Annotated in this window: 23 protein-coding genes and 2 tRNA genes; 19 read left to right on the forward strand and 6 right to left on the reverse strand. The window is 39.2% G+C overall.

The annotated features are described in order from the left end of the window. Positions 1-386 precede the first annotated feature (386 nt). Genes MUB24_RS03215 through MUB24_RS03225 form a run of 3 tightly spaced genes read left to right on the forward strand, consistent with a single transcriptional unit; the run spans position 387 to position 2,985 of the window. A complete protein-coding gene (locus MUB24_RS03215; protein WP_244701177.1) occupies positions 387-1,130 on the forward strand; it encodes a metal ABC transporter ATP-binding protein in 744 nt (247 codons plus the stop codon). Further along, positions 1,130-1,990 carry a metal ABC transporter permease gene (locus tag MUB24_RS03220; protein ID WP_244701180.1) on the forward strand — a complete coding sequence of 287 codons (861 nt, stop codon included), beginning with the start codon at positions 1,130-1,132 and terminating at the stop codon, positions 1,988-1,990. The genes MUB24_RS03215 and MUB24_RS03220 overlap by 1 nt, the downstream gene beginning before the upstream one ends. 53 nt (positions 1,991-2,043) lie before the next feature. Then, on the forward strand, positions 2,044-2,985 hold the full coding sequence (locus MUB24_RS03225) for a metal ABC transporter solute-binding protein, Zn/Mn family (RefSeq protein ID WP_244701183.1): 942 nt from the start codon (positions 2,044-2,046) through the stop codon (positions 2,983-2,985). Between the two features lie 19 nt (positions 2,986-3,004). Here the strand turns inward: MUB24_RS03225 and MUB24_RS03230 are convergent, their stop codons facing one another. Then, on the reverse strand, positions 3,005-3,709 hold the full coding sequence (locus tag MUB24_RS03230; protein ID WP_244701186.1) for a hypothetical protein: 705 nt from the start codon (positions 3,707-3,709) through the stop codon (positions 3,005-3,007). A 141-nt stretch (positions 3,710-3,850) separates the two neighbouring features. On the opposite strand from MUB24_RS03230, the gene MUB24_RS03235 reads away from it, so the two are divergent. The 3 genes from MUB24_RS03235 to MUB24_RS03245 all read left to right on the forward strand — a co-directional run bounded on the left by MUB24_RS03235 (position 3,851) and on the right by MUB24_RS03245 (position 6,453). Then, entirely contained in the window at positions 3,851-4,291 is a 441-nt protein-coding gene (locus MUB24_RS03235; RefSeq protein WP_313898420.1) for a DUF2521 family protein, read from the forward strand. 250 nt (positions 4,292-4,541) lie between these two features. After that, positions 4,542-5,261: an N-acetylmuramoyl-L-alanine amidase CwlD gene (gene cwlD / locus MUB24_RS03240; RefSeq protein WP_244701189.1), complete on the forward strand. Its 720-nt coding sequence runs from the start codon at positions 4,542-4,544 to the stop codon at positions 5,259-5,261. Positions 5,262-5,391: 130 nt separating this feature from the next. Then, positions 5,392-6,453, forward strand: coding sequence for a P-loop NTPase (locus tag MUB24_RS03245; protein ID WP_244701194.1), 1,062 nt, complete (start codon positions 5,392-5,394; stop codon positions 6,451-6,453). 75 nt (positions 6,454-6,528) lie between these two features. Here the strand turns inward: MUB24_RS03245 and gerD are convergent, their stop codons facing one another. Further along, positions 6,529-7,152, reverse strand: a complete 624-nt coding sequence (gene gerD / locus MUB24_RS03250) for a spore germination lipoprotein GerD (RefSeq protein ID WP_244701197.1) — start codon at positions 7,150-7,152, stop codon at positions 6,529-6,531. Positions 7,153-7,345: 193 nt separating this feature from the next. On the opposite strand from gerD, the gene MUB24_RS03255 reads away from it, so the two are divergent. Further along, on the forward strand, positions 7,346-8,035 hold the full coding sequence (locus MUB24_RS03255) for a KinB-signaling pathway activation protein (RefSeq protein ID WP_244701200.1): 690 nt from the start codon (positions 7,346-7,348) through the stop codon (positions 8,033-8,035). Between the two features lie 29 nt (positions 8,036-8,064). Here MUB24_RS03255 and MUB24_RS03260 read toward each other — a convergent pair whose 3' ends face one another. Then, complete coding sequence (locus MUB24_RS03260) at positions 8,065-8,814, reverse strand: polysaccharide deacetylase family protein (protein ID WP_244701202.1); 750 nt, start codon at positions 8,812-8,814, stop codon at positions 8,065-8,067. A 209-nt stretch (positions 8,815-9,023) separates the two neighbouring features. Between MUB24_RS03260 and MUB24_RS03265 the strand changes: the two genes are divergently transcribed. Further along, positions 9,024-9,098: transfer RNA gene (locus tag MUB24_RS03265), tRNA-Asn, on the forward strand. Position 9,099: 1 nt separating this feature from the next. Continuing rightward, a tRNA-Thr gene (locus MUB24_RS03270) sits at positions 9,100-9,175 on the forward strand. 89 nt (positions 9,176-9,264) lie between these two features. On the opposite strand, the gene MUB24_RS03275 is transcribed toward MUB24_RS03270, so the two are convergent. From MUB24_RS03275 to MUB24_RS03285, 3 genes are all read right to left on the reverse strand, one after another. After that, positions 9,265-10,428 carry a tyrosine-type recombinase/integrase gene (locus tag MUB24_RS03275; RefSeq protein ID WP_244701204.1) on the reverse strand — a complete coding sequence of 388 codons (1,164 nt, stop codon included), beginning with the start codon at positions 10,426-10,428 and terminating at the stop codon, positions 9,265-9,267. A 98-nt stretch (positions 10,429-10,526) separates the two neighbouring features. Continuing rightward, positions 10,527-10,988, reverse strand: coding sequence for an ImmA/IrrE family metallo-endopeptidase (locus tag MUB24_RS03280; RefSeq protein WP_244701205.1), 462 nt, complete (start codon positions 10,986-10,988; stop codon positions 10,527-10,529). A 10-nt stretch (positions 10,989-10,998) separates the two neighbouring features. Beyond that, complete coding sequence (locus tag MUB24_RS03285; RefSeq protein WP_483869164.1) at positions 10,999-11,316, reverse strand: helix-turn-helix domain-containing protein; 318 nt, start codon at positions 11,314-11,316, stop codon at positions 10,999-11,001. A 386-nt stretch (positions 11,317-11,702) separates the two neighbouring features. Here MUB24_RS03285 and MUB24_RS03290 point away from each other — a divergent pair, with 386 nt between their 5' ends. From MUB24_RS03290 to MUB24_RS03335, 10 genes are all read left to right on the forward strand, one after another. After that, positions 11,703-11,885, forward strand: coding sequence for a helix-turn-helix domain-containing protein (locus MUB24_RS03290; RefSeq protein WP_244701209.1), 183 nt, complete (start codon positions 11,703-11,705; stop codon positions 11,883-11,885). Between the two features lie 214 nt (positions 11,886-12,099). Next, entirely contained in the window at positions 12,100-12,318 is a 219-nt protein-coding gene (locus tag MUB24_RS03295) for a DUF7667 family protein (RefSeq protein WP_244701211.1), read from the forward strand. Positions 12,319-12,446: 128 nt separating this feature from the next. Beyond that, positions 12,447-12,614 (forward strand): hypothetical protein, encoded by a 168-nt coding sequence (locus MUB24_RS03300; RefSeq protein ID WP_244701213.1) that lies wholly within the window; start codon positions 12,447-12,449, stop codon positions 12,612-12,614. Between the two features lie 70 nt (positions 12,615-12,684). Next, the gene (locus tag MUB24_RS03305) at positions 12,685-13,182 is read left to right on the forward strand and encodes a hypothetical protein (protein WP_244701216.1); all 498 of its coding nucleotides are present in this window, start codon (positions 12,685-12,687) and stop codon (positions 13,180-13,182) included. Continuing rightward, positions 13,179-14,366, forward strand: a complete 1,188-nt coding sequence (locus MUB24_RS03310; RefSeq protein ID WP_244701218.1) for a DUF2800 domain-containing protein — start codon at positions 13,179-13,181, stop codon at positions 14,364-14,366. The genes MUB24_RS03305 and MUB24_RS03310 overlap by 4 nt, the downstream gene beginning before the upstream one ends. Before the next feature lie 286 nt (positions 14,367-14,652). Continuing rightward, entirely contained in the window at positions 14,653-15,216 is a 564-nt protein-coding gene (locus MUB24_RS03315) for a DUF2815 family protein (RefSeq protein ID WP_244701705.1), read from the forward strand. Positions 15,217-15,272: 56 nt separating this feature from the next. Then, positions 15,273-17,222, forward strand: a complete 1,950-nt coding sequence (locus tag MUB24_RS03320) for a DNA polymerase (protein ID WP_244701221.1) — start codon at positions 15,273-15,275, stop codon at positions 17,220-17,222. A 36-nt stretch (positions 17,223-17,258) separates the two neighbouring features. After that, positions 17,259-17,633 carry a hypothetical protein gene (locus MUB24_RS03325; RefSeq protein WP_244701224.1) on the forward strand — a complete coding sequence of 125 codons (375 nt, stop codon included), beginning with the start codon at positions 17,259-17,261 and terminating at the stop codon, positions 17,631-17,633. A 5-nt stretch (positions 17,634-17,638) separates the two neighbouring features. Beyond that, on the forward strand, positions 17,639-17,974 hold the full coding sequence (locus tag MUB24_RS03330; RefSeq protein ID WP_244701227.1) for a hypothetical protein: 336 nt from the start codon (positions 17,639-17,641) through the stop codon (positions 17,972-17,974). 1 nt (position 17,975) lies between these two features. Further along, a complete protein-coding gene (locus tag MUB24_RS03335; RefSeq protein WP_244701230.1) occupies positions 17,976-19,481 on the forward strand; it encodes a PcfJ domain-containing protein in 1,506 nt (501 codons plus the stop codon). Positions 19,482-19,490 lie beyond the last annotated feature (9 nt).

Consider the following 19,490-nt stretch of genomic DNA (forward strand, 5'->3'; position numbering starts at 1 on the left):
AAGTCCTCCCCGAAATATGCTGTTTGTAGTCATTCTACAGTTAGATTATCTTATAACTAGCCTATTTTAGGGAAGAGTTTTTTAAAATTATCACGAAGAATTTTTACTCCTCAGAGCTGGCAATTTAAAAAAATATTTTCATCCACATGATGATAAAACACTTTTTTGGATACCCAAGAAATCCTTTGTGCATATGGATATCCTAAGCAAATGGCACCGGAAATGTATAAAAAACCTCATCAAAGGGGTTTACAAATAAGGGAGAAGAGTGTATATTACAATTAAAGTTTGCGTAAGGGAAACTTATTGTCCTATAACTAAAAAATAAGGTTCGAGCCATAAAAAATAAATGAAACGGGTATGAAATGTTAAAGAGGTGAGTTGAAATGGAAGCAGCAGTTGAGGTTAAAAATTTACATGTTTCTTACTATGGTAAAGAGGTGATTCGCGATATATCGTTTTCTTTTAGCACGGGTAAGTTGATTGGCATTATTGGTCCTAATGGTGCTGGAAAATCGACCTTGATGAAAGCCATTCTAGGATTAATTCCAAAGGATAACGGGGAAGTAACGATATTGGGGAAACCGGTCAACAAAGAGAGAAAAAATATCGCTTATGTCCCGCAAAGGAGTCATTTAGACTGGGATTTTCCGATTAATGTACGAGACACTGTTTTACTCGGTACCTACCCACGATTAGGTGTGATTCAACGGCCTGGGAAAAAAGAAAAGCTGTGGGCAAAGCAATGCTTAGAAAGGGTGGGAATGGCGGACTTTGAAAAACAACAAATTGGCCAATTATCAGGTGGGCAACAACAACGGGTGTTTCTTGCACGTGCCCTTGCCCAGCAAGCCGAAATCTTTTTCTTGGATGAACCTTTCGTTGGTATTGATGTTGCTAGTGAAAGAACCATTGTACAGATTTTGAAGAAACTACGGGATGAAGGGAAGACTGTATTGGTTGTTCATCATGATTTATCGAAGGTAGAAGAATATTTTGATGACCTGATTTTAATGAATAAAGAGCTTATACAATCTGGTCCTGTTCAAAAAGTCTTCAGTCCAGAGTTAATGACCAAGGCCTATCAAGCTAACTTCCCGATTCTCGATAAAATGGGGGTCGGAGTGTAATGGAATTTATCAATGACCTCATGAATTATGCCTTTTTACAAAAAGCGCTATTTACATCAATTATGGTCGGAGTACTTTGTGGAGTTATTGGCAGCTTTATCATATTACGGGGAATGGCCTTAATGGGAGATGCAATTTCACATGCGATTGTGCCTGGAGTGGCGATCTCTTATATGCTAGGGATCAATTATTTTTATGGAGCTGTATTAATGGGAATTATTACATCTCTTGGCATTGGCTATGTAAGCCAAAATAGTCGGATTAAAAATGATTCATCCATAGGCATCGTCTTTAGCTCTTTTTTTGCTTTAGGAATCATTTTGATCAATAAAGCCCAAACAGCAATTGATTTAACGCAAATATTATTTGGAAATGTTCTTTCTGTTCGAAATAGTGATATGTGGTTAACGTTGATTGTTGGAGCAATCGTCTTACTGATTGTTGTTTTGTTTTACAAGGAATTTTTGGTTAGTACTTTTGATCCGACAATGGCCCAAGCTTATGGGCTGCCTACCCAGGTGATCCATTACATCATGATGTTACTGCTCACTTTAGTGACAGTGGCTTCACTGCAAACAGTCGGGGTGATTTTAGTGGTGGCAATGCTGATTACACCAGCGTCAACGGCTTATTTACTTACAAATCGACTTTCAACAATGATTGGATTAGCATCCTTTTTTGGGGCCTTTTCAGCAGTAGCGGGATTGTATTTAAGCTTCCGTTATGACTTAACGTCTGGCGCGGTTATTGTTTTAGTGACAACCATTTTATTTATCCTTGCTTTTATCTTTTCACCTAAGCAAGGAGTACTTTGGAGAATGATTCGTACACAAAGAACCAAGGCCGTTATTCAAAAATGAAGTTGGGTGTGCAGGCTCAGTTCATAATATAAGCAATATAAGGAGAGATAGAGATGTTAAAGCATTGGAAGTTATTCTTCATTACATTTGCTGCGATTCTGTTGATGGCTGCATGTAGTGGAGGGGAATCAACGAAAGGGGATTCGAAGAATGGCAAATTAAAAGTCGTCACCTCTTTTACTATTTTGGAGGATATCGTGGCGCAAATTGGAGGGGAACATGTGGACATCCACAATTTGGTTCCAATTGGAACAGATCCTCATGAATATGAACCTTTACCAGAGGATATCAAAAAGGCGACGGATGCAGACGTACTTTTTTTTAATGGATTAAATCTAGAGGGTGGAGAAGGTGGCTGGTTCCACAAAATGATTGACTCTGTTGGACAAAATATGGAACATGTATTTGAGCTTGGCGAAGGGGTGGAACCAAAGTATTTGGCTGGGGAAGACGGAAGTGAACATGAGATTAATCCTCACGCGTTTTTAGATCCCGTGGTGGGGATTCAAATGGCAGAAAATGCGAGAGATGCCTTAATCAAAATGGATCCAGATCATAAAGATGAATACGAACAAAATGCTACAAAATATTTAGATCAACTGAAAGAAATTGATCAAGAGTATCAAGAGAAACTGGGGCAAGTTCCGGAAGAAAATCGAATACTCGTTACCAGTGAGTGTGCGTATCAATATATGACAGATCGATACGGGTTGGAAGAAGCATGTATTTGGGAGATCGACACAGAAGAAAATGGATCCCCTTCGCAAATTAAAGCATTGGTTCAATCGATAAAAGAAAAGAAAGTGCCCGTTCTCTTTGTGGAGTCCAATGTAGATACACGGCCAATGGAAACTGTATCGAAAGAGACAGGGGTTCCAATTTATCCGGATAAAATTTTTTCGGATGAAATTGGGAAAAAAGGATCCGATGGAGACACGTATATCAAGTTTTTGGAGTACAATATTGAGAAGATCTATGATGGACTAAATAAATGACGAAAAAACAGCCAAATACCTAGGCTGTTTTTTCTTCGCTTGGATGATCTTCCGTACCAATAAGGTATTTTTCCAGTTCCTTTGATAAAACTTGATTGTTTTGATCAAAATATTGATTTCCATCAAAGTAAATGGCATATTTCTCCGCCAAGGGAGAAGAGGAATATAGGATTAAAGCAAAGGATTTTGATTGGGGATCTTCCTCCTGATAGACGACAGAAGAGTCGGATTTACCAGTTACTAAAATGTCTTTTACCTTTTGAAGATCCTCCGTTTTTTCAATTACTTTTTTGAAAATAAATTGGTTATGTTCAACCTCTTCATATACTTCCACTTTTAATAAGGAAAGTTGGTCTGGCTGATCAAGCATACGTTTATTCGGTATTCTGTCCTCTTGTACATAGATCTTATAGCCATTGATTTTATCTGTATCCTTTACAGCAATGAGATGGGAATGATTGATGACAGAATATAACTTCGTACCCGGTTCTAAATAAGCAGCATCTCCATTTTTAGGAGAATATTTCGGGTTTTTGACATGGTCTTTTAGCCTTTTCTTTATTTCTCCAATAGGTTCACCAATAAAATTAGGATCAGAAATTTCCGCATAATGACTTACTTGGAATTGGTTTCCACGAAATTCAAGGAAATCTACCCAATCAATGGCTGTCTGTGAGCACCCTGCTAGTAAAATAATGGATATGTATAAGAGCCATTTCTTCATAGAACAATTCTCCTCCTATTATTTAGACGTTTTTTTTCCCTAAATGTTTCGGATAAATGGAAAAAAGTCCGTATTTTTTTCTAATCCTGTCGCGTATGAGTTTTATTTGTTCGTTGAGACTATAGATAGGAGGACGAAAAAATGATGAGCAATGTGACATCTTTTACAGAGAAAAAACGGGAAAAGCAGTTAACATATGAAAGGAAATTATTGCGCAATCTTTCAATAGATGAATTAAAAAAGAGTGTAACTCAACATTTAAAGATGATTGGAACAGGAAGCTTCATTCATGAAGGGGTAGAGGAAGCCTGTATGGATGTAGGGATCGAGGCCTTTCTAAATGGTGGCGAATATAGCCGATTTGTTCTTTATGGTGAAACAATGGAGATGATCAAAAATCGGTGTGGTGACGATCGGGCCCATTTAATAGAGACATTATATAATTTTTGGCTTTATTGGGACTACGGACAAAAACTGATCCAAGAAGAACAGGTCTATTCTGCCTGCGAATATTTTGTTGACGAATGGTGGCAACGAGGCTTTCAAAAGGGGGAGCGGCGCTATAAACTTCGATTACACTAAAAGCAGAAGGCGTTTGTGGAAAAGGAAGAACGGCTAAACGCGCGACGACAATCGCCACGCCGTTCTGACCCGCATCCTGCGGGCCTGCGGCGGGCAAATGTTCCTGAAACGAGGAAGGATGGTATTCCCCCACGATTTAGGGTTATTTGACCTGAGCCCCTAACGCCTGTAGTTAGATACATGAGCAGGTTCTAAAAATGATTCTTGTCCCATAAGATGGAAAGGAGAAAGTGTGAAGGGGATTTTGGGGATGAGAAGAAAAGCTAAAATAATTTTGTTTTTTATTGGGGCGGCTGTATTATTTTTCTTGTTGCAATATCAATTTATTCCGAAAGACTCGTTTGATACCTGGAATCTACCTTTAACCGGAAAGATTATTTATTTAGATCCAGGTCATGGAGGACCAGATGGTGGGGCTGGAGATTCTGAAGCACTGGAAAAGGACATCGCTTTAGAGGTGTCCCTTAAACTTCGCGATTATCTTCAAGAGCAAGGCGCCCTTGTTCTTATGACCCGGGAAGCGGATAAGGACTTAGCTGGGTCTGAAGTAAAAGGGTATAGTCGGAGAAAAACCGAAGATCTGCATAAAAGATTAAAACTAGTGAATGAGTCTGATGCGGATTTGCTTATTAGTATCCATTTAAATGCTATTCCCTCACCACGCTGGCATGGTGCCCAAACCTTTTATGCGCCCCATCATGCCGAAAACAAACGAGCAGCAACGTTTATTCAAGATGAATTGGTGAAGACTTTAGAGAATACGGATCGTAAGGCGAAAATTATTGATCATGTCTATTTACTAAAAAAGTCAAACAAACCTAGCGCATTAGTGGAAATCGGCTTCCTGTCGAATCCAACAGAACGGAAAAGCTTATTAACAGATTCTTACCAAGATAAAGTAGCATTTTCTATTTATAAAGGAATTACGCGTTATTTTACAGACGAACCATCGATTGAATCGGAAATGTAACCCTCATAAAATGAAAGATAGTGGCACCTTCATAAAGACTTTTTTCCCTATAAGCGTATAACATTCTGATAAAAGTGAAGTATGTTATACTGAGGTAGAAAGCGAATCCACAAAAAGGAAGGTGCCAATTTTGGTTACGAAAGAACAAGCCATTGCCATATTGAATAAAATGGAAGATCCATTACTACATAAAACGCTTAAAGAAACAAATGGGATCCTTGAAGTGAAAATCAAAGAGGAAAAATCTCATATTAGTGTGAAAATTGCACTTGCCAAAACAGGAACACCAGAACAATTACAGTTACAGATGAAAATAGTGGAAGCCTTAAAGGAAGCAGGGGCCGACAGTGTCGGCATTCGCTTTGCCCCACTATCAGAGGAAGAACTGGACAAGCACCGGGCTTCTGGAGCGATTCCAGGTGAAGAGCCCGGGGGTCTACTATCTCCAAACAGTTCCACTACCTTTATCGCGGTAGCTAGTGGAAAAGGCGGCGTTGGGAAGTCAACCGTATCTGTTAACCTAGCTGTTGCCTTGGCACGCTTTGGTAAAAAAGTGGGCTTGATTGATGCAGATATTTATGGCTTCAGTGTTCCAGATATGATGGGGATTGAAGGTCGGCCGACATTAAGGGAGGATCGAATTATCCCTGTGGAACGTTTTGGGGTAAAGGTCATTTCGATGGCGTTTTTTGTAGAGGATAATGCCCCTGTTATTTGGCGCGGTCCAATGTTAGGGAAAATGCTGAATAACTTCTTTACGGAGGTAGAATGGGGGGAACTGGATTATCTCTTGCTAGACTTACCACCTGGAACAGGAGATATGGCTCTGGATGTGCACACGATTTTGCCAAGCTGTAAAGAAATTATCGTAACGACCCCACATCCAACGGCTGCCTTTGTTGCGGCAAGAGCCGGAGCTATGGCCTTGCGAACCAATCATGAAATTCTTGGCGTCATTGAAAATATGGCTTATTTTGAGAGTCAGATCACGGGAGAAAAGGAATATGTGTTTGGAAAGGGTGGAGGAGATAAGCTAGCCGAAGAATTACAAACCAAGCTGCTTGGACGTCTTCCTCTACAACAGCCTGATTGGAATAAAGAGGATTTCGCCCCATCCATTTATGCTCAAGATCATCCAATGGGAAAGATCTATCATGAGTTAGCCGAAGAAGTTACTCAAATGCTTGGTTAAGTATGGCAGGGAATACCTAAAAAAATCTGTCCCCTAAGAGCCTTCCAAAAAAGGAACTCTTTGGGGACATTTTTATTATGGTCCCTGATCTGTGCCGCTTTCTCCGCCTCCACCACCGCCTTGATCTTCCTTGTTCCCCTTATCTGATTTACTGCCCGTTTCCTTTGCTGCCTTTAATAAGAGATCTTGAATCTGAGCTTTATATAAAGGACTGTTGAGTGTTTCTGAAATGACCTTCTGCAAATGCTCTCGGAATTCCCTGCTTTTTACTGCTGTTGTATATTCTTTCTGGAGCTCAGGGTCTTTAAGAATATCAATAAATAATTGTTGGTATTGTGGGTCTTTCATTAAGTCTTTTAGCAATGCCTCGTGTTCTGTTCTCATACTTTTGGCGACAGTTTTTGCAAAGTTTGGATCTTGAAATGATCTTTTCCAGAAGTCTTCTGCTTTTTCAGAGGTTAGCGCCTGTTCAATCGAATTTTTTACAGTATCGTCGTTCATAATTAATTGTTGCTTTATATCTGCATCACTTATGATTTCTTGAATCGCCTTTTTCCCATCGTCTGTTTTCAGTATATCGACGATCATTTTCTTCGTTTGGTCATAATCCAGCGTTTCGTTTTCTCCGTCGGCCCTGCCACAGGATGAAAGCATAATAACAATGATCATTAGTAGGAGCGGAAAAACTGCCTTTTTCATGAGGAACACTCCTTTCTTATATATAAGAAGGTGGATGTTTAGTGGAAACTTTTCTATAGAAATGAACCCTACATCCCTTACCTTTAATATGGAGGTTTGTGAAGAATTTATGCACAATCACTGCAAACATAGATTTTTTAAGGAAAGACTGATAAAATCGGTGTGATAGAGATATGTTATGGAGGATTAAACGGTGACAATTCGAAATCTGATTAAGTTTTTATTTAACGCCCTTTTATTGGGTGGTTTGATAACCGGTATACTTGGTTTTGTTATACGTTGGAGTGAATTTCAGCCCTATTTTACTGAATTGCAATTAGGGGCTATTCTATCTACGTTTATTTGGCTTGTCGGTGTTGGTTTGATTTTTGCTGTTGTCAGTCAAGTTGGTTTCTTTGCCTATTTATTTATTCATCAATTTGGATTGGGGATTTTCCGGTCTATTTGGCTGTGGAATGCTGTTCAGCTTGTCCTCATTGTATTTGTGCTGTTTGATCTTATTTATTTTCGCTTTCAGGCGTTTGCTGGAGAAGGGGAAAGTATTCTGCCTTATGTTGGCTTAGCCCTATTTATTTTAGCTGCAGCTCTGATTGTCGCTTTCTTTAAGGCGAAAATGACCCATCGAACAACCTTTGTTTCAGCCCTTTTTTTTATGGTGGTTGTGACGATTTTAGAATGGCTCCCTGTGCTGCAGGTGAATGAAGTAAGCTGGGTATATTTAATGATTTTTCCACTAATTGCTTGTAATGCGTATCTGATCTTGATGTTACCTAAATATAATCAGCTTTCAGCTGAAGAGCGGAAACGAAAAAGACAATCCGCAAAGGAACCAAAGTCTGTAAAGGGAAGTAAAAAAAGCCAAACAAAAAAAGTGAACCACTAGCGGCTCGCTTTTTTTGTTACAAAAGTTTTTTATGGAACAAGTTTCGTTCTTACCTTGCCATTGGCGATAAGAATGGAAAGGTTCACGAGTTCATCTTTATCTTTTAATATAGATAGAATTTCAGGTAAGGCCTCGGCCGTTTGGGTGGCGGAATCAGAGGCATGCATTAAAATAATGTCGCCCTTTTTTGCCTTTTTTATATTTTCAATAATTTTGTCTACACCAGGATTTTTCCAATCCTGTGAATTGATGCTCCAATGGACAACGGTTAACCCAAGCTGATCGGCTATTTTTAATGTTCGTTCATCAAAGTGGCCAGTTGGTGAGCGCAAAAGTGTAATTTCCTTTACATCCTGCTTTTTCAAAATCTCTATCGATTTTAGAATATCTCGTTTGATTTCTTCATCCTCTAACTCCGTATAATCCTCATAAGCATAACCAAGACTGCCTATTTCATAGCCTAGTTCCACCATTCGCTTTACGGTATCCGGGTGTTTTTCAGCCCATGCACCTGAAAGAAAAAATGTCGCCGACCTTACCTCCTTTTCCTCCAATACGTCTAGGATGGGTTCAGCCTGCACATCTCCCCAACCAATATTAAAGGTTAGGCCAATCCCTTTATCCCCTTTATATATTGCCTTCGGACCATCTTTTGTGCCAAATACAGGTATATATAGGGAAGACTGGGAGAAAAATAATAAGGCCGTAAAAAAAGAGATCAAGACAATCAGCATTCCCTGCTTCACTTTTCGGCCATTTACTGCGATAAAGAATTTCATCTGCTCTCCTCCTCCAATGCCCGTCCACTATCTAATCTATGCCAGAGGAGTCAGCATATATGAATACAAAATCGGCAAATGGAAAAAATGAAAGGAAATCAATTTTTCTCTAGAGACTTGTCAAAAGGACTTGAAAAAAATAAAAAAAACGATATAATGAAATGTGTCTCGTATATAAGTAACTGCAATTTAAGACTTATTCTATCTATTCCGCAGTAGCTCAGTGGTAGAGCTATCGGCTGTTAACCGATCGGTCGTAGGTTCGAATCCTACCTGCGGAGCCATGCTTCCATAGCTCAGTTGGTAGAGTGCATCCATGGTAAGGATGAGGTCGCCGGTTCAAGCCCGGCTGGAAGCTCCATTAAAATGTTGATATGACGCTGTTTCTCGCCGATGAGGAGCAGCGTATTTTTTATATTTTTTATTCGTGTGACCGAAATGTGACCAATCTCAAACATCTTCAAAAATGTCACCTGCTTCTTTGTCTTGGTCCTCAGCAACGTGAGCGTAAAAGTTTAGGGTCGTTTTTATATCTTTATGTCCTAATCTTTTTTGTACTGTTTTCATTGTTATCCCTTTTTTGGCCCCTTCCGTTAAAATTATAGTAGCGGAGGAATGTCTTAGATCATGAAATCTTACCCTTCTGATTTTACCTTCGAATCTATTCATAAATCTATTCCAAAACGTAGTAATGGAATCGGGACGATGGGGGATGCCATATTCATTTGCAAAAAGAAGGAATACTTCTTGTCCTTTCACATCTTTAAATCCTTTCCACAAATCTCCTATTTCCTCTTGTAGCGCTTTTCTTTCTTTATAATAATCATTCAACTCTCGCATGAATGTTTTTGGTAACGCCACTATTCTAGTGTCTTCCGCTTTTGTATCTTTTAAACGGAGTCCTTCTGTTTTCGAAAGTTGGAGAGACCGTTTAACCGATATCAGGTTATTCTCAAAATCAACAACATCATCTGCAAGACCTGCTATTTCACCTCTTCGTAATCCACCAAACAAAGCGAGTTTTACTATATGTTGTTGTCTTACCTCTAATGTTTTAAGTAGCCTCATTAGATCAGGTAATTCATGCTTTCTGTAGAAATCTTTTTTCTGCTTTTTAGTATCAGATGGCATTTTCACTTCTGACATTGGGTTATCATCTTTATCAATAATTTTCCACTGAACCGCATGTTTAAATATTGACTGTAGGATTTTATATTTAGTTTCTAGCGAACCCCTATTCAATTCCCTTTCGTGATTAAAAAACTCAATGATATCAAAAGTTGATACCTCTTTTAGTTTAAAGTGTTCAAAAAATGGAAGGATGGTCCCCTCTAATTTAATGGTGTAATTCTCTGCTGTAGGTGGTTCTAGTTCTGGTATAGCATAGTTCTTCTTCCATCGATTTGAAAAATCTGGGAAAGATATTTTAGTTTGGTCAAGATGACGAGTTTTTTTAACTTCCTGTTCAAAATCCTTTAATAAACTTTGTGCTTGACGTGGACCACTAGCCTTCACTACTTTAGTTCTTCTATCCCTTTTACCATTAGGCTTATAACCTAGCTCAACATATAACCTATATTTTTTCTTTGGTATTAATTCATCAAACGATGCCAATTTTAAAATGCTCCTTTCAAATTTTCTTGAGTTTATGATCTAATATCGCTTACATAAGAAATCACCTCCTTTAAGGGAATGTACGTTTGGTTAAAAGGTTAAAAATTTTTCATATCTAATACACCCAAAGGGTCAAAGTAGAGTATTTTTTCTTTTACCAAAGTAAATAAACCATATTCCTCTTTATAGCGTTTAAGCGATTCTTCTAAAAAAGGTTCATTAACTCCTAGGTATTCCGCAAGTTCGTATTTATTTTTCACTCCTTCATTACTTGCGGAAATTAATTTTTCAAGAGGTATCAATTTCTTATACGCCCAATTGCGGGCCCTTTTTTCTTGTTTACGATTAGGGAGGCTAGATTGATCTAGGATGTCTCCAACTGATGTGTGATAATGTCCTAATTCTTCAGCAAGCACGCAGGCCTTGTCTGTAGAGGATTCTATGTTTCTATTAATCCAAATGATCTTATTCGAATATAAACCCTTAATTTTGCTACTTAATGGTTTTTCATAAACATCTATATTTTGATCATGCGCCTGACTTAGAAGTTTTTCATACATATTTTTATCCTCACTGCTGTTTTCTTTTTAGTTTCACAAATTCTTTAAAACGTTCAATTTCCTCTAACTCTTCCTCCGTCCATTCTTCACCATCGTGGTGAGCTGCAATTGTATGTATTTTGTCTTCATCGGGAAGTCTTTTTATATCAGTTCGTCCAAGAAGGTAGTCGGTAGATACATCAAAGTATTCAGCTACTTTTCTTACGTTGTCAATCTTAGGCGATGAGTTATCCCATCTGCGGATTTGCCCGTTAGATATTCCTGTTTTTCTTTCAACTTCGGCAAAAGTTACTTTTTTTTCGTCACATAAAAATTTTATTCTTTCCACTAAACCCACTCATATCAACCCTTCGAGAGCTTACCGAAAAATATTCTAGCATTTACGCTATAAATGTGTTGACTATTAGCATTTGCGCTAGTATACTTCTAAGTAAGCTATTTGATTAGCGAAAAAGACAATAAAAAATATGACCTATGTAAATACATTTTTTAACGCTGGGGAGCTAAAAAAAATGTGATAATACAGGCTTTTTTAAGTCTTATTTAGCTATGCTTTGATAATAGCATATGCGCTAATATTGGTCAATAACTTTCGCTAATTTATTAGCATTTTATTTAATGCGCTGTGATACCGAGCCGATGACGGTGTAACTTGTTCGGATTTATAGCTTATGTAGCGGTAGCGACGCTAGAAACTTGAAAGGAGGTTAGATTATGTCAGAGGATTTAAGTATTAAAGTTCGAAACGAGCTGTACAGAAAAAAAATGAAGCATGTTGAACTAGCTAATCTTTTAGGAATTTCTGGTTCATATCTTAGTGATATCTTAAGCGGTAAAAGAGATGGCGCCAAGGCTCAGGAACACATCGAGCGCATAAGGAAAATCTTAAATATTTAAGGAATGGAGGTTACATCATGAGACGTGTGAGAGGTGTTAAGTCTTTATCGGAATACCTCAAGTCAATCAATTGCGATATGTCCGCTTCTACGATCTATAGACTGCTAAAAACCAACAGGATTCCATGCAGACGTCCAAGTCCTAGCATATTGATCTTCGATCTAGACGTAATAGACCATTGGCTTTCAACGGATATAGAGAGGGAGGCGATTAAATGAATCTTGTTGCGGAACGTTTCATCGAACTAAGTGTCCTGCAAAAACATCGAAGGTTGACCCGCTCTGAAAAACAGGATTTAAACATAGCATTAAAACACCTTGAAAAACTCGAATGGCGAAAGGCAAAGCTAAAAAATTTATCTCTCGTCGCCAGTATTTCAAATGATGTTGACTGGCAACATGAAATTTGCGCCAAACTCGAAAAACTTAATTAGGAGGAGAAAATTAAATGATCTCAGCGGGTTCTTGGGTCAATTTAAAAGCAAGTGAGAAAGTTATGCTTTTGAAAGTTTTAAATGCAAAAACAGCCTTAACTTGGCAACTTCGAAAGGTGGTGAAATAAATGCCCCAAGTAAAACATGTGGAAGATCATCCCATTGAAGATGTTTTTGGTTCGGAGATTTTACCAGGTGACCTATACTGGGTCTTCGGAGATGTCGTTGTAAGTGATTTATATTTAAAAACTTATCTGGTAGAAAAGCAAAACGTCCAATGTTACCGAGTAATATAAAAAGGCCACTCTGCAAAGTGACCTTCAAAAAACTATTTTCGAAATCATTATAACACAGGAGGTAGTACCTATGAAAATTGAAGTGAATGTACAGGCACCGGAATTAGTGATTGCTATTAACAATCTAGCAAATGCTATGGGGTCAGCTCCCGCAGTTGAAGCTCCAAAAAGTAAAGTAGAAAAAGTAGAGAAGAAGGAGGCTAATGAGCCTGAAACATTTAAGAAGGCCAGTTATTTTTATCATGAAGCCAGTGACGCTTATCTTGCATTCAAGAAAGGTGACGAAGTTCCCACAGATGCAGATTTCCAAATGTGTGATCCAATCTCTAAAAAAGAGTATGACAAAGGTATCGCTGAACAGAAGAAAGCAGAAAAGCCGGAAGAGGATAAGGAAGATGAACAAGAAGTTCCATCTGTTGAGGAAGTGCGTGCCAAGACTGCTGAAGCTGCAAAAGCTGGAAAGAAAGAAGAAATTAAAGATTTGCTTGCTGAATTAGGGGTGAGCGCTGTATCTAAGATTCCTGAAAATCAGCGTGCAGAATACCTTGAAAAGTTGGATGAGCTATGAGCCAAAATCATTCAGAGAGATCGCATGCCAAACTAAGTGCGTCAGGATCCAGCAGATGGTTAGCTTGCCCCGGTAGCGTTGCGCTAGAAAGTGAATATCCGGATGTCACTACGTCATTTGCAGAAGAAGGTACTGCTGCTCATGAACTGTCTGAACTTATTCTACAGCACAAGCTAGGTGATCTCACCAAGCGCCAGTTTTCTGGAAGGCTGAAAAAGCATAAAGCTGGTGAGTATTACAGCCAGGAGATGTACGACCATTGCGATAATTACACGGACTTGGTGATCGAACGAGTGAACGAAGCGAAGGCAAAAACTCAAGATGCCCAGGTTTTACTGGAACAGCGATTAGATTTTTCACAATGGGTTCCTGATGGTTTCGGTACTGGTGATGTTCTTGTCATTGCTGATGGAGTTATTGAAGTCATTGACCTTAAATACGGCAAAGGCGTTCCCATATCAGCTGAAAACAACAGTCAGATGCGCTTATATGGTCTAGGCGCTTATAACGAATACGACATGCTTTATGATATTGAAACGGTTCGTATGACCATTATTCAACCCAGGCTGGACAGCGTTTCAACAGAAGAGATATCTGCAGACGAACTGTTAAAGTGGGCTGGTGATGTAGTAAAGCCTACCGCTGAAGATGCTGCACAAGGAAGTGATGTGTTTGAAGCTGGGGAGCACTGCCGTTTCTGTAAAGCCCGGGCTGAATGCCGAGTAAGGGCAGAGGCAAACTTGGAGTTAGCTAGGCACGAATTTAAAGAACCGGCTCTATTAAGTCCAGAAGAAGTTGCAGACATTTTGGCCAAAGCTGCAGAACTAAAATCGTGGGTGGATGATGTGGAAAGCCATGCTTTAGATCAAGCACATAATTATGGTGTTACCTATCCAGGTTGGAAAGTTGTCGAAGGCAGAAGCAACCGCATTTATTCAGATAAAGACGTTGTGGCCGATCTATTAATCTTAGAAGGCTACAGTGAGGAAGAGATTCATAAGCCTGCAGAGCTAAAAGGGATTACTGATATGCAGAAGGTGCTTGGTAAAAAGCAATTCGATTCAATACTTAAGGATCACATCATTAAGCCACCTGGCAAGCCAAAATTAGCACCTGAATCAGACAAGCGTCCAGCGTTATCATCTGCAGCCAGTGCGGCTGAGGACTTTAAAGATGGTGAGTAAGGACTATGGATACGGGATTTTCAGTACCGTATCAAAGCTATATGTTTTTGGTATCTATGAACCTTCCAAAAGAAAAGCCTGGCAAAAACTGTGGGATAAAATTGGGAGCGATGCTAGGAAATGGCGCTTTGAGGCAAGACGGATCAAGACGCATCCAAATGAAATAAATAAAAAACAGCCTAAACAAAAGGTGAGATTAATGGGCGATATCGCAGATTATCATGTAGACCAATTCACTTCAGGAAAATGGGGATCATCAAATAACAAAAAGAGGAGAGATTCAACGATGGCAATTACAAATACAGATACAAAAGTGATTACAGGAAAGGTACGTTTAAGCTTTGCAAATGTATGGGAGCCGAAGTCTATCAACGGCGGGGATGCTAAATACAGTACTTCTATTCTTATCCCGAAAACAGACAAAAATACCATGAAGAAAATCAAGGCAGCTGTGGAAGCAGCAAAAGAGCTAGGTAAGAATGAAAAATGGGGCGGTAAAATTCCTAAGAATATTCATACGCCAGTCCGAGACGGTGACGAGGAAGCAGATGAAAAAGGCGAGGCGTATGAAGGACATTACTTCCTAAATGCTTCTTCTAAGAATAAGCCCGGTATTGTGGATCGTAACCGAGAGGAGATTATCGATACAACAGAGGTTTACAGCGGTTGCTACGTGCGTGTCTCCATTAACTTCTACCCGTTTGATACTAACGGTAACAAGGGTGTGGCAGTAGGACTTAACAATATTCAGAAATGGGAAGACGGGGACTTCCTTGGAGGGCGCAGTCGTGCAGAGGATGACTTTGACGATTTAGACGGTGACGATGGGGAAGACGACTTTTTGAACTAATCTACGAGGGGGTATTTGCTCCCTCTTTCTATTAATCTTTTTTGGAGGTAGATAGTATGGTCACTCTCTCCATTGATATCGAAACTTATTCCGGTATCAATCTATTACAAACTGGTGTCTATAAATATGTAGAAGATCCGGATTTTGAAATATTACTGTTTGCATATGCTTTTAACGATGATCCGGTCACTGTCATTGATTTAACCGATTTTGAGAATGTTCCGGAGAATGTCATGGAGTCTTTGACTGATCCAAAAATCTTAAAAACAGCATTCAATGCCAACTTTGAAAGAACTTGTATAGCCAAGCATTTTGGCTTAGAAATGGATCCAGCACAGTGGCAGTGCAGTTCTGTCCACGCTTTGACCTTAGGTTTACCTAACTACCTGGATGGTGTGGCCAAAGCAATGAAATTGGATGTCGAGAAAGATCAAAAAGGTAAAAATCTCATTAAGTATTTTTCCGTTCCTTGTAAGCCAACAAAAGTGAATGGTGGTCGCACTAGGAATTACCCTCATCACGATCCGGATAAATGGATTCAATATATAGAGTATTGCCGGCAAGACGTGATAGTGGAAAGAGAGATACGTAAGAAACTAAAGAAATTCCCGATTCCTAAACAGGAAAACAGGCTATGGCAAGTGGACCAAATTATAAATGATCGCGGCGTTTATTTAGATCAAGAGTTAGTTAATCAGGCTATTGCTTGCGATAAGCAATACAAAGAAAGGCTTCTGCAACGTGCTACGGACGTAACCGGTTTGGATAATCCTAACAGCCTTCCACAGCTAAAAAAATGGCTAAAAGAGAAAACAGGGGAGGACGTAAAGAGCGTTACGAAAGACACTATGCCCAATTTAATTGAAAAAGCTAATGATCCAGCAGTGAAGGAAGCATTAGAGTTACGCCAAGAGTTGGGAAGGACTTCTGTTACGAAGTTCGACAAGATGCGTATAGTTGTTAATCAAGATAGCCGAGTAAGAGGGATTCTTCAATTTTACGGAGCCAATCGTACTGGTAGATGGGCAGGACGTTTAGTGCAGATTCATAACTTACGAAAAAACGAGCTCCCGGATTTAAGTTTAGCAAGAGAGTTGTTAAAACAAGGCGAATTTGAATTATTAGAGCTTTTATTTGGTGATATTCCAGATACACTTTCACAGTTGTTAAGGCCTTCCTTTGTTCCTAGTCCTGGCAATATCTTCTATGTATCTGACTTCTCAGCAATTGAGGCAAGAGTGATTGCATGGTTGGCGGATGAAAAGTGGCGACTAGATGTGTTCAATAGTCATGGAAAAATATATGAAGCTTCTGCTGCAGCTATGTTCAATGTTCCAATTGAAGATATTGACAAGAGCAGCCCTTTACGCCAAAAAGGGAAGGTGTCAGAGTTGGCCCTTGGATACCAAGGCGGACCTGGTGCATTAATTCAAATGGGCGCACTAGACATGGGGATTGATGAGGAAGAGCTCCCTGAACTGGTCAGAACTTGGCGTGACGCTAATCCAAAAATCAGACAATTATGGTACGACACAGAAGCGAATGCACTTGCTGCCGTTCGTGGTAAAACGACTGTAAAAGGTCCAAAGGGCGTTAACTTCATTTATGAATCTGGAACGCTATTTATTCAACTGCCATCTGGAAGAAAGTTAGCTTATGTTCGCCCAAGAATTCAACCTCATCAAAAATTTGAGGGTAAGGATGAATTTACCTATGAAGGTCCTGGCAGCACCGGAATGGAACGGATAGGCACTTATGGCGGGAAATTGGTGGAGAATATCGTCCAGGCAATTGCAAGAGACTGTCTTGGGGAATCACTCATTAACTTAGAAAACTCCGGCTATAAGACAGTTATGCATGTTCACGATGAAGCCGTATTGGATGTTCCTATTGGTAAAGGTAGCTTAGAAGAGGTTACAGAAATTATGGGGCGACCAGTTAAGTGGGCAAAAGGTTTACCCTTATCTGCAGATGCGTATGAAACAGACTATTATATGAAGGATTAGCAATCAAAGCTTATTATCAGAAGGGATTGAGACGCAATGAATTCATTGAAAGATTTACTGGCTATAAAACGGGAAGAGCGTAGGAAACTGAAGATAAAATATCGATCCGCTGCTGTGGACGAAAAACTTATCATTCAAAAACAGATTGATGATATAGATCTATTTCTCTATCGATTTAGGGTAAGTCGGATGGATCCTAGATGGTTGAAAGGATTACTTATCAACTATAAATTGTATGCGGAAATTATGAAAAAGACAAAGGGTATGGAGGTTATCCAAAATGTGGATGGTCCGGCCTTAATCATTCGCTATAAGAATGGTCAGGTGAATGGAACATATACCTTATTAGATTTAAGAGGCTTTTTTCCTTCTAACATTAAATTTCCAGAATCTGAATTAATAGAGAGGTGAATGGCATGAAAAAACTTCAGGACGAAATGAAAAAAGCGAACAATCCATATGTGACTTTAATCGGAGATTATTTATTGGATCATTTGAGATTCAACCCGGGTGACGCTGATAAAATCAACGCTAAGGATAAGAGTATCCAAGGCAGCCTTGACGCTATGAAGAAAGCTGCTGAAAAGAAAAAGGTGGGCAACATGGCTGTCCTAACAGATGAAGAAGGGTTTTCTATTGTTTGCGACTATTTTGGCATCAAAGGAAAAACGTCGGGTCCTTCTGTCAATGCACCTGCTCAAGAGTCAACTGAGGCTGACTTAACTATCAACATAACGTTGGGAGGGGCTTAGATTGCAAGGATCAGATCCTAGATTTCTGGCGCACTTTCCAGATCAAATTAGTCAAAAATTAATTGATTTTATAAAGGATACCGTATTTTTCGATCACCGTTACGTAATTATACAATCGACAGCCGGTGGCCAAAGAGGTTATTGTACACATTGCAAAAAGGATTTTCATATCCAACGTTCTGATAAATTAAAACACAATGATAAGTGGATCTGTCAAAATTGCGGTTCTCCGGTCACCGCCAAACATGCAGGCAGGGGGAGAAAGAATTTATTCACTGATGCTTATGTCGTGTGGTATGAAAAATCCAAAGTGAATCCAGAAGCCATTGTTGCAATGGGGCTTCATGTCATTTTAGATTTTGCAGATTATCGAAACGTACAACCAGCCTTTAGAGTAATTTCCTATTATATCTTTGAGCCGGGCTATAGTGAGCAAATAGTTTACAATGCCTGGCGGGACAAATGGTTTAAAACAAAACGAATCCGAACAGAAAGCACTAATTCTATGCAGCATAAACAGACTTTCATCTCTTATGACAATGTTCGAGAGGTCGTAAAAAATACTCCTTATCAATACACGACATGGGAGAGCTATAGAGGGACATATGATCGTAAGGATCTGGTTCATTTCTTTGAACTTGCTTCTAAGTATGAATGCATTGAATACTTAACGAAATTAGGATTTCACAAGTGTGTAGAAGCCAAACTCACTGGTAGTAGAACATATGGAGTTATCAATTGGAAAGGGAAAAGTCTTGAAAAAGTAACTCGTCTGTCTAAATCAGAATTAAAGCAATTACGAAAAGAAAATGTTGAAGCAGATCCGGCTACTTTAGATGCCTATCACAAAATGAAAAAAGCTGGATTCCTTTTAACTTTCGCCCAGGCTGAGAAATTTGGAACATACAATTTCATAGAAAGCGCAGTAAGACTAGGAGAACCTTTGAATGTACTCGCTAAATACACATTAAAGCAGATGGATAAAAATGTTATACGTAGTCCTTACTCTATTCTATCAGATTTACGAGACTACTGGAGTGAAGCAAGAGAACTGGGGCTTGATTTATCTAAGGGAAGTGTGAAATGGCCCAATGATTTACAAGAAGCTCATATTGAGACAACAAGACGAATGAAAGTCAAAGTGGACGAAAGGCTAAATAAACAGATTGCCAAGCGACTTCCGGAATTAAATCGCTTTTCCTTTTCTAAAGGTGGGTTACTTATTCGGCCTGCAGCCTCCAGTATAGAGTTATTTGAAGAAGGTAAGATATTACACCACTGCGTTGGCCAATATACAGAACGCTATGCCGAGGGTGATACAGATATTTACGTTGTTCGTAAAACTACTGAAGCGGATATTCCCTTTTTTACGGTGGAGATTCAGGATACTCAAATTATACAGTGTAGGGGTTATCGTAATCGCGAAATGACAAAAGAAGTTGCCGCCTTCATGGAAGCATTTAAAGAAGAAAGGTTAACTAAACGCAAGAAGAAATTGTCAGCTTAGAAAGGAGAG

Origin of the sequence: Lederbergia sp. NSJ-179 (assembly GCF_022867885.1) — a bacterium.
Lineage (GTDB): Bacteria > Bacillota > Bacilli > Bacillales > Bacillaceae_C > Lederbergia.

Excerpts from the sequence above, each read along its gene's own strand:
- MUB24_RS03280 (WP_244701205.1), bottom strand. The coding sequence starts at position 10,988 with ATGTATGAAAAACTTCTAAGTCAGGCGCATGATCAAAATATAGATGTT.
- cwlD (WP_244701189.1), top strand. The coding sequence starts at position 4,542 with ATGAGAAGAAAAGCTAAAATAATTTTGTTTTTTATTGGGGCGGCTGTA.
- MUB24_RS03225 (WP_244701183.1), top strand. The coding sequence starts at position 2,044 with ATGTTAAAGCATTGGAAGTTATTCTTCATTACATTTGCTGCGATTCTG.
- MUB24_RS03310 (WP_244701218.1), top strand. The coding sequence starts at position 13,179 with ATGAGCCAAAATCATTCAGAGAGATCGCATGCCAAACTAAGTGCGTCA.
- MUB24_RS03295 (WP_244701211.1), top strand. The coding sequence starts at position 12,100 with ATGAATCTTGTTGCGGAACGTTTCATCGAACTAAGTGTCCTGCAAAAA.
- MUB24_RS03235 (WP_313898420.1), top strand. The coding sequence starts at position 3,851 with ATGATGAGCAATGTGACATCTTTTACAGAGAAAAAACGGGAAAAGCAG.
- MUB24_RS03215 (WP_244701177.1), top strand. The coding sequence starts at position 387 with ATGGAAGCAGCAGTTGAGGTTAAAAATTTACATGTTTCTTACTATGGT.
- MUB24_RS03305 (WP_244701216.1), top strand. The coding sequence starts at position 12,685 with ATGAAAATTGAAGTGAATGTACAGGCACCGGAATTAGTGATTGCTATT.
- MUB24_RS03290 (WP_244701209.1), top strand. The coding sequence starts at position 11,703 with ATGTCAGAGGATTTAAGTATTAAAGTTCGAAACGAGCTGTACAGAAAA.
- MUB24_RS03260 (WP_244701202.1), bottom strand. The coding sequence starts at position 8,814 with ATGAAATTCTTTATCGCAGTAAATGGCCGAAAAGTGAAGCAGGGAATG.
- MUB24_RS03315 (WP_244701705.1), top strand. The coding sequence starts at position 14,653 with ATGGCAATTACAAATACAGATACAAAAGTGATTACAGGAAAGGTACGT.
- MUB24_RS03325 (WP_244701224.1), top strand. The coding sequence starts at position 17,259 with ATGAATTCATTGAAAGATTTACTGGCTATAAAACGGGAAGAGCGTAGG.
- gerD (WP_244701197.1), bottom strand. The coding sequence starts at position 7,152 with ATGAAAAAGGCAGTTTTTCCGCTCCTACTAATGATCATTGTTATTATG.
- MUB24_RS03330 (WP_244701227.1), top strand. The coding sequence starts at position 17,639 with ATGAAAAAACTTCAGGACGAAATGAAAAAAGCGAACAATCCATATGTG.
- MUB24_RS03320 (WP_244701221.1), top strand. The coding sequence starts at position 15,273 with ATGGTCACTCTCTCCATTGATATCGAAACTTATTCCGGTATCAATCTA.
- MUB24_RS03300 (WP_244701213.1), top strand. The coding sequence starts at position 12,447 with ATGCCCCAAGTAAAACATGTGGAAGATCATCCCATTGAAGATGTTTTT.
- MUB24_RS03220 (WP_244701180.1), top strand. The coding sequence starts at position 1,130 with ATGGAATTTATCAATGACCTCATGAATTATGCCTTTTTACAAAAAGCG.
- MUB24_RS03230 (WP_244701186.1), bottom strand. The coding sequence starts at position 3,709 with ATGAAGAAATGGCTCTTATACATATCCATTATTTTACTAGCAGGGTGC.